This window comes from Cellulomonas sp. IC4_254, from assembly GCF_011603975.1.
Taxonomy (GTDB): domain Bacteria; phylum Actinomycetota; class Actinomycetes; order Actinomycetales; family Cellulomonadaceae; genus Cellulomonas.
Window position 1 is genome coordinate 1 of sequence record NZ_JAANNB010000125.1, and the last position, 11,675, is coordinate 11,675.

8 protein-coding genes and 1 tRNA gene are annotated in these 11,675 nt (G+C 77.9%); 1 reads left to right on the plus strand and 8 read right to left on the minus strand.

Translation table 11 applies throughout. The features are described from left to right. Positions 1-2: 2 nt before the first annotated feature. The 7 genes from G6556_RS12635 to G6556_RS12665 form a co-directional block, all read right to left on the minus strand. Positions 3-533, minus strand: a complete 531-nt coding sequence (locus G6556_RS12635; protein ID WP_166941854.1) for an acyl-CoA thioesterase — start codon at positions 531-533, stop codon at positions 3-5. Positions 534-642: 109 nt separating this feature from the next. Further along, on the minus strand, positions 643-2,283 hold the full coding sequence (locus G6556_RS19950) for a GTPase (protein ID WP_166941856.1): 1,641 nt from the start codon (positions 2,281-2,283) through the stop codon (positions 643-645). Then, entirely contained in the window at positions 2,280-4,349 is a 2,070-nt protein-coding gene (locus G6556_RS12645) for a GTPase domain-containing protein (protein WP_166941858.1), read from the minus strand. Before G6556_RS12645 ends, G6556_RS19950 begins: the two co-directional genes overlap by 4 nt. A gap of 100 nt (positions 4,350-4,449) precedes the next feature. Then, positions 4,450-6,132: an energy-dependent translational throttle protein EttA gene (gene ettA / locus G6556_RS12650; protein ID WP_166941860.1), complete on the minus strand. Its 1,683-nt coding sequence runs from the start codon at positions 6,130-6,132 to the stop codon at positions 4,450-4,452. A gap of 172 nt (positions 6,133-6,304) precedes the next feature. Further along, entirely contained in the window at positions 6,305-6,847 is a 543-nt protein-coding gene (gene ssb, locus G6556_RS12655; RefSeq protein ID WP_166941862.1) for a single-stranded DNA-binding protein, read from the minus strand. Positions 6,848-7,005: 158 nt separating this feature from the next. Further along, positions 7,006-8,490 (minus strand): GTPase, encoded by a 1,485-nt coding sequence (locus G6556_RS12660; RefSeq protein WP_166941864.1) that lies wholly within the window; start codon positions 8,488-8,490, stop codon positions 7,006-7,008. After that, positions 8,487-10,178, minus strand: a complete 1,692-nt coding sequence (locus G6556_RS12665; RefSeq protein WP_346774871.1) for a dynamin family protein — start codon at positions 10,176-10,178, stop codon at positions 8,487-8,489. Before G6556_RS12665 ends, G6556_RS12660 begins: the two co-directional genes overlap by 4 nt. 164 nt (positions 10,179-10,342) lie before the next feature. On the opposite strand from G6556_RS12665, the gene G6556_RS12670 reads away from it, so the two are divergent. Next, a tRNA-Arg gene (locus G6556_RS12670) sits at positions 10,343-10,418 on the plus strand. A gap of 113 nt (positions 10,419-10,531) precedes the next feature. On the opposite strand, the gene G6556_RS12675 is transcribed toward G6556_RS12670, so the two are convergent. Then, on the minus strand, positions 10,532-11,675 hold a 1,144-nt coding region (locus G6556_RS12675; protein ID WP_205693414.1), incomplete at its 5' end, for a glycoside hydrolase family 3 C-terminal domain-containing protein.

The window sequence follows — 11,675 nt, forward strand, 5'->3', positions numbered from 1 at the left end:
GGTCAGCGGCCGCGGCGGCGGAAGGTCGGGGGCTCCTCGACGTACGGCAGCCAGGCGGCGCGCTCGGTCTCGCCGATCCGGCGGGGTGCACCGCTCGCGGCGTCGACCAGGACCAGCGTGGTCACCGCGCGGGCGTACGGGCCGGGCGCGCCGGCGGCGGCCTCGTCCGGCGACGCGTCGTGCACCTCGTAGCAGACGTCGATGCTCGCGCCGCCGAGGTGGCCGATCCACATGTCGACGACGACCGGCGTGCGGCGGTAGCCCAGCGGGCGGAGGTACTCGACCTCCTGCCGGGCGACGAGCGTCGCGGTGCGCGCGCCGGGCCCGGCGTCGAGCACGGCGGTCGGCCAGGTCTCGCGGTCGGCGGTGGCCGGCGCGGCGCCCTCGCCGAGCGGGTCGGCGGGCGCGGGGTGCGCCCAGAACGCCTCGATGCGGGCCTCCTCCAGCAGCCGGAGCAGCTCGACGTTGTTCACGTGCCCGTACGCGTCCATGTCGGACCAGCGCAGCTGGACCGGCACCCGGAGCCTGGTCATCCGTCCCGTCCCCTCGATCGCGGCGCCGCGGGTGGCGCCCCCAGCATCCTGCCCCGCGGCAGGGCGGTCGCGGGTGCGGCGCGCGTGTGGCGTCGGCCGCACCGGGGTCTCAGCGGCCGCGCTCCCCCGCGGCCCGGCGCGCCTGGTCCCGGCACGCCGCCAGGTCCGCCAGCACCGCCCCGGCGGGGCCGCCGACCCGGTCCCGCGCCACCCGGGTGACCGCGGCGAGCAACCGCGCCCGCGCCGCGCGGGCCCGGCCCCGCGCCAGCACCCGCGCGAGCACCGACGCCAGCAGCGCCAGCAGCGCCCCGGCGAGCAGCCCCCCGGCGAGCAGCGCGGTCGGCACCGGGAACGGCCCCCACTCCGGCGTCCGGGGCACGGGCAGCTGGAGGTACGCCAGCCCCGCGAGCGCCGCGAGCCAGAGCGCCCCGGCCACGGCCGCGGCGAGCAGCACCCACTGCACGAACCCGGCGACCCGCACCCACGCGCCCGGCCGGTCCGGCAGCAGCGGCGTGGCGCCGACGGCGCGGTCCAGGTCGTCGGCGAGGTCGGCCGCGCCCACCGCCTCCCGGACGGCGAGGGCCCAGGCGTCCGGCGCGTCCGCGGCGGCGCCGTCCACGTACCGGCGGACGGCGGACGACGCGGCGGCGCGCGCGGCCGGCCCGGCGGGCGGCAGCGACGTGCGCTCGACGGCGCCCGGCTCGGCGTCGTCGGCACCGGCGGACCGGCCCCGCCCCCGGCCCGGGAGCGACCCGGTCGCCAGGTGCAGCCGGCGCAGCGGGTCCGGCCGCAGCCGGGCGAGCCAGCGCACCGGCGGCCACCCGGCCCGCGCGGTCGCCCGGCGGACCGCCGCCCGACGGACCGCCTCGACGACCACCGGCACGCCCGCGGCCTCGGCGAGCGCGTCCGCGAGCGCCGGCAGCCCGCCGTCGTCGCGGCCACGCCGCCGCCCCGGTGGGGTGCCGCACGCGTCGAGCACCCGGCGCGCGGCCACCTCCACGTCCGCGGTCATCCGCGCGACCGCCACCCGCCGGCGCTCGGCCGCGTCGTCGAGCAGGTCCCGCAGCGCGGGCACGCCCTCGCCGGTGCGGGCCGAGACGGCGAGCGTGCGCACCCCCGGCAGCCCGTCCGCGGCCGCCAGCCGCCGCAGGTCCGCGAGCACGGCGTCGACCTCTGCGGGCGCGAGCCGGTCCGCCTGGTTGAGGACGAGGACGACGACGTCCGCGTGCCGCGCGAGCGGGCGCAGGTAGCGCTCGTGCAGCGCCGCGTCGGCGTACTTCTGCGGGTCGACGACCCACACCAGGAGGTCGACCCGCTCGATCAGGTGCTCCGCCCGGAGCCGGTGCGCCTCGACGACGGAGTCGTGGTCCGGCAGGTCGAGCAGCACGAGCCGCGACCCCGCGGCACCCGGACCGGCCGGCAGCCCGTGCCGCTGCCGGACCCCGAGCCAGTCGAGCAGCGGCTCCGCCCCGGGCCCGCGGACGGCCGCGAGCGCCTCGCCGGTCGTCGGGCGCTGGACGCCGGGGCGGGCGATCTCCGCCCCGACCAGGGCGTTCACCAGCGACGACTTCCCCGACCCGGTGGCACCGGCCAGCGCGACGACGGTGTGCTCGGCGGACAGCGCCGCGCGCTCGCCGACCCGTGCCAGCACCGCCCGGCCGTCGGTCACGGTGCTCGCGGGCAGCCGACCCTCCCCCGCGTCGAGCGCCGCCCCAAGGGCGGCGACGCGGTCGTGCAGCGGGACGCTCATCCGCGGTCCTCCCGGCCGAGCAGCCGGCGCCAGAACCCGCCGCGGGGGCGGTCGGCGGCGTGGTCGGCGGCCGGGTCGTCGGCACGCACTGCATCGCCCGGCCCGAGTCCCGGCCCCGCGGTTCCGCCCGTCCAGCCCGGCCACGTCCCGCCGGCTCCCGGCGTGCGGCCGGGCCCTGTGCCACCGGCGCTCGCGCGCCAGCGGTGGGCACCGCGCAGGCTCGCGGTCGACCCGGAGGGCGCACCGACCGCCGCTCCGTCGCCCGCGCCGGCCCCGTCGCGACCGGCGGCCGTCCGGGCGGCGCGCTCGCCGCGGGCCGCGTCCTCGACCGCCGTCGCGGCACCCCGCAGCGCCTCCCCGCCGGAGACCACCAGCGCGTCGAGCTGCGCGGTGTACCGCGCGGCCTCGCCCGCGAGCAGGCCGCGCACCCGCGCCTCGAGCCGCTCCCGGGCCTCGCCGGTCAGCCGGCGCACCGCGTCGTCGCCGAACACCGCCTCGAGCAGCTTCTGCGCGACCACGGCCGTCCCGCCCGCGATGCCGACCTCGACGCCCGTGAGCCCGCCGGTCGAGGCGAACGCGAGCACCATGAGGCTCACGCCGAGCGCGTTCACCCCGAACGACAGCGCCCGTGCCGTGCCCCGCCGCTGCGCGCCCTGCTCGCCGACCAGCGCCAGCACGTCCGCCTGCCACGCCCGGATCTCGCGGTCCACGTCCGCCCGCAGCGTCGCCGACGACCGGGACAGCCCGAGGTCCGGCAGCAGGGCGGCGCCGGACGGGTCGCCCCGCCACGCGGCGTGCGTGCGCTCGGCCGCCCCGTCGGCGGCGTCCAGGACGACGGCCGCCAGCCCGTGCGCGATCGCCTGCTCGACCGGTGCTGGCGCCGGCCGGCCGCGCAGGAACCCGACGACCGCGTCCCGCACCCGCCCGACCCCGCGCTCCACCGACCGCAGCAGGTCCCCGGTGCCGACGAGCTCCTGCCAGCGCGCGAGCACCTCGCCGCGCAGCATCGCGCCGTCCGACGTCGCCGACCCGACCTGCGCGGCCGCCTCGGCGTACGCGCGCGCGACCGCGTCCCGCAGCCGCGTCGCCGCGACCACCTGGTCGTCGGCCGCCTGCGCGAGCGCGAGCCCGCGGCGCGCCAGGTCGTCCACGACGCCGTCCCGGGTCGCGACCGCGACCGCGCGCCGGGCCGCCGCGTCGCCGCCGAGGTCCGACAGCCACGCCGCGACCGGCCCCACCGCCTCCTCCGGGAGCAGGCCGTCCGCCCCCACGCCCTCCCCGAGCGGGAACAGCGGCGCACCGGCCAGCCCGTTCGCGTCGAGCATCCGGCGCAGGTCCTCGACCGCCGCCTCCGACCCGGGGTCCACCCGGTCGACGACGAGCGCGACCTGCGCGTGCCGCTCGGCGGCGGTGTGCAGCAGGTCCCAGGGCACCGCGTCGGCGTACCGGGCGGCGGTCGTGACGAACAGCCACAGGTCCGCGGCGGCGAGCAGCTGCGCCGCCAGGCGGCGGTTCGCCTCCTCGACCGAGTCGACGTCCGGGGCGTCCAGCAGCGCGAGCCCGCGGGGCAGCGCGGCGCTCGGGACGAGCCGGACCGCGGCGGCACCGGGCCCGGCCTGCGGGTCGCCGGCCTCGCCCCGGCGGTCGACGGACGTCTCGTCCCCCGCGAGGCGCGCGAGCCCCGGCAGCACCCGGTCGCCGGTGAACCAGCCCGCGTCCAGCGGGTGGTGCACCAGCACGGGCGAGCGCGTCGTCGGCCGCAGCACCCCCGGGTCGCTGACCCGCTCGCCGAGCAGGGAGTTCACCAGCGTCGACTTGCCCGCGCCGGTGGAGCCGCCGACGACGACCAGCAGCGGGGCTCCGGCGGACCGCAGCCGCGGCAGCAGGTAGTCGTCGAGCTGGTCGAGGGCCGCCCGCCGGTCCGCGCGGGCCTGCGCGGCGCCCGGGGCGTCGAGCGGCAGGGCGACGTCGCGCAGCCGGGCGCGCAGGCGGTCCAGGGCGTCGGCCAGCGCGGCGTCCGCGCCGGTCACCGCGCCGGGGACGGGCGGGGGCGTGTCGTCGACCATGCCGCCCATCCTGCCGTCCGGCGCCCGACCCCGCCCGGGACGCGCACCGGCCGCCGTCCCCGGGTGGGGGCGGCGGCCGGTGCGGGTGGTGCGGGCTCGCTCAGTCGCGCGTGAGCTTGCGGTAGGTCACGCGGTGCGGGCGCGCGGCGTCGGCGCCGAGCCGCGCGACCTTGTTCTCCTCGTACGAGGCGAAGTTGCCCTCGAACCAGTACCAGCTCGCCGGGTTCTCCTCGGTGCCCTCGTACGCCAGGATGTGCGTCGCCACCCGGTCGAGGAACCACCGGTCGTGCGACACGACGACCGCGCAGCCGGGGAACTCCAGCAGGGCGTTCTCCAGCGAGCCGAGGGTCTCGACGTCGAGGTCGTTGGTGGGCTCGTCGAGCAGCAGCAGGTTGCCGCCCTGCTTGAGGGTGAGCGCGAGGTTCAGGCGGTTGCGCTCACCGCCGGACAGCACGCCCGCGGGCTTCTGCTGGTCCGGGCCCTTGAAGCCGAACGAGGCGACGTAGGCGCGGGAGGGCATCTCGACGTTGCCGACCTTGATGAAGTCGAGCCCGTCGGAGACGACCTCCCACAGCGTCTTCTTGGGGTCGATGCCGCCGCGCGACTGGTCGACGTAGGACACCGACACCGTCTCGCCGACCTTGAGCGAGCCGCCGTCGAGCGGCTCCAGGCCCACGATCGTCTTGAACAGCGTGGTCTTGCCGACGCCGTTCGGGCCGATGACGCCGACGATGCCGTTGCGCGGCAGCGTGAAGGTCAGCCCGTCGATGAGGACGCGGTCGCCGAAGCCCTTCTCGATCTTCTCGGCCTCCAGCACGACGCTGCCCAGACGCGGGCCCGGCGGGATCTGGATCTCCTCGAAGTCGAGCTTGCGGGTCCGGTCGGCCTCCGCCGCCATCTCCTCGTAGCGGGCCAGACGCGCCTTCGACTTGGCCTGCCGGCCCTTCGCCGAGGAGCGGACCCACTCGAGCTCGTCCTTCAGGCGCTTGGCGAGCTTGGCGTCCTTCTTGCCCTGCACCTCCATGCGGGCCTGCTTCTTCTCCAGGTAGGTGGAGTAGTTGCCCTCGTAGGGGTACAGGCGACCGCGGTCGACCTCGCAGATCCACTCCGCGACGTGGTCCAGGAAGTACCGGTCGTGGGTGACCGCGAGGACCGCGCCGGGGTAGGTGGCGAGGTGCTGCTCGAGCCAGAGCACGCTCTCGGCGTCGAGGTGGTTGGTGGGCTCGTCGAGGAGCAGGAGGTCCGGCTTCTCGAGCAGGAGCTTGCAGAGCGCGACGCGGCGGCGCTCACCACCGGACAGCACCGACACGTCGGCGTCCGGCGGCGGGCAGCGCAGGGCGTCCATCGCCTGCTCGAGCTGGGCGTCGAGGTCCCACGCGTCGGCGGCGTCGATGGCCTCCTGCAGCACGCCCATCTCGGCGAGCAGGGCGTCGAAGTCGGCGTCGGGCTCGGCCATGAGGGCGGAGATCTCGTTGAACCGGTCGATCTTGCCCTTGATCTCGGCGACGCCCTCCTGGACGTTGCCGAGGACGGTCTTCTCCTCGTTCAGCGGCGGCTCCTGCTGGAGGATGCCGACCGTGAAGCCGGGGCTGAGGCGCGCCTCGCCGTTGGAGGGCTGGTCCAGCCCGGCCATGATCTTGAGGATGGTCGACTTGCCCGCGCCGTTCGGCCCGACGACGCCGATCTTGGCGCCGGGCAGGAAGTTCAGCGAGACGTCGTCGAGGATGACCTTGTCGCCGTGCGCCTTCCGCGCCTTGTACATGCTGTAGATGAACTCAGCCACTGGCTTCTCGTCCGCCTCGGGGTCGTCGGTTCCGGTGTCGCGCGCGCCGGGCGACCTCGCGGTGCCCGGCGACGGCGCGATCCCCCAGCCTAGGCGATCCGGGCCCGGCGGACCGCGTCCGCCGCCGCCGACCGCGGCCCGCGCCGTCGCCCGGTCTCCTGCTGCCGGGCCGTCAGGCCGTCAGCCGGTCGGCGGTCGGCACGTCTGCGGGCAGCGGGTCGTCGTCCGCGAGCTCGACCGCCCGGCTCAGGTCCACCGGCGCGCGGTCGTGCTCCCCGAGGGCGCCCTCCTCCCCCGGCTCGTCGCCGGGCTCCACACCCGGCGCCCCGGGGCCCCGCGTCACGTGCACGGTTCGCGTGAACCGCGTCGTCCCCCGGGCCAGGTCGTGGCCCACCGCGTCCGCCGTGAGCTCGGCGGTCGTCCGGGCGCGCCCGTCCGGCGCCACCCAGTCGACGACCCGCAGCCGGCCGTGCACGACCACCGGCTCCCCGCGCCGCACCGCCTCGGCGACGTTGAGCGCGAGGTGCCGGAACGTCTTGACCGTGAACCAGCTGGTGTCGGCGTCCACGTAGCCGTCCTGCTCGCGGTCGTACACCCGCGGGGTGCTGGCGAGGCGGAACTTGGTGAACGGGACCTGCCCGTCCTCCCCGCGGTACTGGACCGGGTCGCTGCCGACCCAGCCGACCACCGTGACCGTGAGCTCGTTGACCGCCATGCGTCCTCCTGGTGCCGAGGCCGGCACCCGTGCGGGCCGGCCGTGGGCACGACGCTGCCCGGTCGACCGCCGCCGGACGGCCGACCCGACCCCGGACCTGGGGACGACGCACGCGTGCGTCCCTGTGGAGGACTCGGCGCCCTGTGCTCGCGCAGACCTCAGGCCTCGCGGGCCCCCGCGGCCAGCTCGCGCACCCGCCGGTGCTCGGCGAGCACCGCCGCCGTCGGCTCCGCGAGGCACCGCCGGGCCACGCCCTCGAGCGCCTCCCGCCCGTCCCGGCGCACCCGCTCGGCGCGCCGCGTCGCGGCCGCCCGCCGCGCGCGCACCGCGAGCCACGCGCACAGCGCCGCCAGCACCGCGAGCCCGGCCGCCAGCGGCCAGCCCAGCCGCAGCAGCTCGTCGGGCCCGGTGCCGGAGCCCCAGGTCCGCCACGCCCCGGCGCCGGCGGCCGCCACGGCGGCCACGCCCAGGACGACCGCCAGCACGACCAGCGTGACCGCGAGCCGGGAGCGCCGGGTCACGACGGCCACCCGGGACAGCGCCTCGTCGGCGGCCGACCGGATCTCCTCGGTCCCGGCGAGCGCCCCGCGCACCGCCTCGACCCAGCGGCGCGGCAGCCGCGCGGTGACCGCGTCGGTCCACTGGCTCCGCGCGAGCGCCACGGCGCCCTCCTGCACGGACACCAGCTCCGGCACGGTGGTCGCGCTGCCGCGCACGACCGCGGCGACCGCGTCGGCCAGCGCCGGCAGGCCCGCCGCGTGCGCGAGCGTCACGGCGACCGGGGTCACGTCGAGCGCCTCGGCGGGCGGCTCGGCGTCGCCGACCTCCCCCTGCACGAGCCGGGCCGCGTCGGTGATCTCCGCGGACGCGCGCCGGGCGGCGAGGCTCTGCCGTCCCACGACCTCGGCCAGCGTGTCCCGCATCTCCGCCACGCCCTCGCCGGTGCGCGCGGACGTGGTCCGCACGGCGACGCCCGTGAGCCCGTCCGCCGCGAGCAGCCGGCCGACGTCCGCGACGAGCGCGTCCCGCTGCTCGGCGGGCACGGTGTCGACCTGGTTCAGCACGACGAGCATCGCGCCCTCGTGCCCGACCAGGCCGCGCAGGTAGCCGGAGTGCAGCGAGTCGTCGGCGTACTTCTGCGGGTCGACGACCCAGATGAGCAGGTCCGCCATCGGCAGCAGCCGGTCGACGGCCTCGCGGTGCGCGTCCTCGATCGAGTCGTGGTCCGGCAGGTCGAGCAGCACCAGGCCGCGCAGCGGGGCCTCAGTGTCGCCGTCGAGGGCGCTCTCCCGCTCGATCCGGCGGTCGTCGTCGACGTCCAGCCAGTCGAGCAGCTTCTCGCCGCCCCCGCCCCACACGCACGCGGTCGGCTGCGAGGTGGTGGGCCGCTTCACGCCGACCTCGGCGAACTCCAGGCCGCAGATCTCGTTGAACAGGCTCGACTTGCCGGAGCCGGTGCCGCCGAGCAGAGCGACGACCGTGTGGTCGACGCCGAGCGCGAGCCGGGTCCGCACCTGGTCGCCGATGCCTCGCACCCGCGCGGCCACGGCCGGGTCGACGCGGTCGCCGCCCACCGCCAGCGCCTCGTCGAGCCGGGCCAGCCGCTTGGTGAGCGCGGCGGTGTCGCTGCGCAGGTCGGTCATGTCAGCCCCTTGATCACGGCGAGCCGCAGCCGCAGCGTCGACGCGGCGTCGGGTGCGAGCGCAGGGCGGTCGAGCACCGCGACGGCCGCGTCCCGTTCCCGCCCGGCCTGGTCGGCGGCGTGCTGCGCGAGCCGGTCGCGGAGCGTCGCGGCGACGGCGGTGCCGCGCTCGCCCAGCAGGTCGACGAGCATCCGGTCGGCCGGCTCCAGACCCGCGGCGGCGGCGAGCGCGAGCGCGGCCAGCCCCTCGTCGCCCAGCGCGCGCTGCGCGGCCGCGACCCGCTTGGCGGCCTTCGCGCCGGCGCGCCGCGCGGTGCGGTCGTCGCCGGCGGGCGCGGGGGTCGCGGGGTCGGCGGTCAGCACCTCGACGGCGCCGCCCACCCAGTCCCGGGCGGCCCGCTCGACCTCGCGCGGCCGGTCCGCCGCGCGGTCGGTGGGCGACCACTCGCCGGCGAGCGTCGTCGCCCCCGCGGGACCCGCGGCCAGCGCGTCCCGCAGCGCGGTCTCGGTCGCGGCGCCGACGGCGGCCAGCGTCGAGCTCGCGGACGACACCAGGTCCTGCACCAGCGGCAGCACGGCGGTGGCGCGGTCCCGCCCGGCGCGGCGCGACCGGTCGACCCGGCCGCCGCCCTTCAGCACGTCCGCGAGCGCCGCGCCCGGGGCGGTGAGCTCGGTCCAGCGCGCCTGCACCGCGCCCTGCGCGACGGCCCCGCGCGTGATGGTGCGGCGCGCGTCGTCGGCCGGAGCGCGCACGGCGTCGTCCAGGGCGGTGCGGACCGCGGTCGCGGCCTCGGCCTGGCGGTCGACCGCGTCGACCAGCTCGTCCACCCACGGCCGCAGCGCGGCGAACGAGCCGCGCAGCGTCCGGGCGACCACCGTGCGCGCCCGGTCCGCGCCGGCGAGCATCGTCAGCCAGCGCGTGATCGGCGCGACCAGCGGCGGGTCCATCAGCCCCTCGTGCGGGCCGAGGTCCGGCACCACGAACAGCGGCGAGCCCTGCATGCCGTGCGACCGCAGCCGGTCCAGCAGGTCGCCGCGCACCGTCGGCAGCGACGCCGGGTCGACGCGGTTCAGCACCATCGCCACGGACGCACCGCGCTCGGTCGCGCCGGTCAGCACCCGCCAGGGCAGCGCGTCGCCGTACCGGGCGGCCGTCGTGACGAACAGCCACAGGTCCGCCGCCTCCAGCAGTCGGTGCGCGGAGCGCCGGTTGGCCTCCTCCACGGAGTCGACATCCGGCGCGTCCATCAGGGCGATGCCGCGCGGCACCCGGTCCGAGGCGACGATCTCCACCGCGTCGGTGACCGGGTGCTCGCGGACCAGCTCGCCGTCGTCCGGGTGGTGCACCAGCACCGGGCGGCGGGTGGTCGGGCGCAGCACCCCGGCGGTCGTGACCTCGGTCCCGACCAGCGAGTTCACCAGCGTGGACTTGCCCGCCCCGGTCGACCCGGCGACCACGACGATCGCGGGCGCGGACAGCTGCCGCAGGCGCGGGACCAGGTGGTCCGCGAGCTGGTCGACCAGCCGGGTGCGGGACGCGCGGGCGACCCCGACGCCGGGGACCTCCAGCGGGAACTCCGTCGCCCGGACGTCGCGCAGGAGGTCGGTGAGGGCGTCGAGCAGGGACGTCGCGGCCAGCGGCCGGTCGAGGACGTCCCGCGCCGCCGAGCTCTCCGCCTGCACGTTCACCCCGTCATCCTCTCGTGTGAACGGGGAGCGGGCCAAACGTGCGCGCCGTGTGACCTGCGACGACTTCGCGCGGGACCGGCCGCGGGGCACGCGGGAGCGGACGGGGGCGGGCGCGTACCCTGGGTCCGCCGGTCGCGCGCCACCGTCGCGCGGTGGCCGGCGACGCCTCCATAGCTCAATGGATAGAGCAACGGCCTTCTAATCCGTCGGTTGCAGGTTCGAGTCCTGCTGGGGGCACCACGCCGGCACGCCCCGCGCCGACCGGGCGGGGGCCGCTCGCCCCGAGTGTGCGAGAGACACGTCGAGCGAGTACCCGAGGGGTACTCGCTCGACGTGTCTCCTGCTCTCTCGCGTCAGCGCACCTCGAACGCCGCCCGCAGCAGGTCCGCGTCCCGCGAGGACCGGCCCACCAGGACGTCGAACCGCCCCGGCTCGACGACCCGCCGCCCCGCGGCGTCGACGATCGTGCAGTCCGCCACCGCCAGGTCCACGGTCACCTCGACCGACTCCCCCGGCGCGACGTCGGCCTGCGCGTACGCCTTGAGCTCCTTGTCCGCCCAGGACACCGAGGTCACCGCGTCGGACACGTACAGCTGCACGGTCTCCCGCGCCGGCCGCGTGCCGGTGTTGGTGAGCGTCACCGTCGCGCGCACCGTGTCCCCCACGGCCGCGGTGGACCGGTCCAGCCGCAGGTCCGCGTACTCGACGGTCGTGTAGGACAGGCCCTCGCCGAACACGAACGCCGGCTCCTGGGTGAGGTCGGCGTACCGGTCGCCGTGCTGGCCGCGGATCTGGTTGTAGTAGGTCGGCTGCTGCCCGGCGTGCCGCGCGAACGAGATCGGCAGCCGGCCGGACGGCTCGGTGAGCCCGAGCAGCACCTCCGCGATCGCCTGGCCGCCCTGCATGCCCGGGTTCGCCACCCACAGCACCGCGTCGGCGGACGAGACGGACGGCGGCAGCACCAGCGGCTTCGACGCGAGCAGCACCACGACCAGCGGCTTGCCGGTCGCGGCGAGCGCGTCGAGCAGCGCGTTCTGCCCGCCGACGAGCTCGAGCGTGGCCGTGGACCGGCCCTCGCCGACGAGCTGGATCTGGTCGCCGACGACCGCCACGACGTAGTCGGCGTCCTCGGCGGCGGCGACGGCCTCGGCGATCAGCGCCGCGTCCGGCTCGACCGGCACGCCGATCTTCGGCCGCGGCTGCCCGTCGGGGTAGGTGTCGCCCGCCGGGTCCGGCACCAGGTCGAGGATGTCGGCGCCCCGGCTGTGCGAGACGGCCCAGCCGACCGGTGCCGACGCGCGCAGGCCGTCGAGGATCGTCACGATCATGTCCCGCGGGTGGCCCTCGGGCAGCCAGTCGGCCTGGCCCGAGTTGCCCGCCCAGTCGCCGAGGTGCGCCTCGTGGTCGTCGGCCAGCGGGCCCACGACCGCGACCCGGCGCGGGGTGTCGTCCCCGCCCGAGGCCCGCAGCGCGCCGGGCGCCGGCCCCCCGCCGCCC

What these genes read in the sequence shown, in the direction of transcription:
- G6556_RS12635 (WP_166941854.1), bottom strand. Translation starts at nt 533, where the DNA reads ATGACCAGGCTCCGGGTGCCGGTCCAGCTGCGCTGGTCCGACATGGAC.
- G6556_RS19950 (WP_166941856.1), bottom strand. Translation starts at nt 2,283, where the DNA reads ATGAGCGTCCCGCTGCACGACCGCGTCGCCGCCCTTGGGGCGGCGCTC.
- G6556_RS12645 (WP_166941858.1), bottom strand. Translation starts at nt 4,349, where the DNA reads ATGGTCGACGACACGCCCCCGCCCGTCCCCGGCGCGGTGACCGGCGCG.
- ssb (WP_166941862.1), bottom strand. Translation starts at nt 6,847, where the DNA reads ATGGCGGTCAACGAGCTCACGGTCACGGTGGTCGGCTGGGTCGGCAGC.
- G6556_RS12660 (WP_166941864.1), bottom strand. Translation starts at nt 8,490, where the DNA reads ATGACCGACCTGCGCAGCGACACCGCCGCGCTCACCAAGCGGCTGGCC.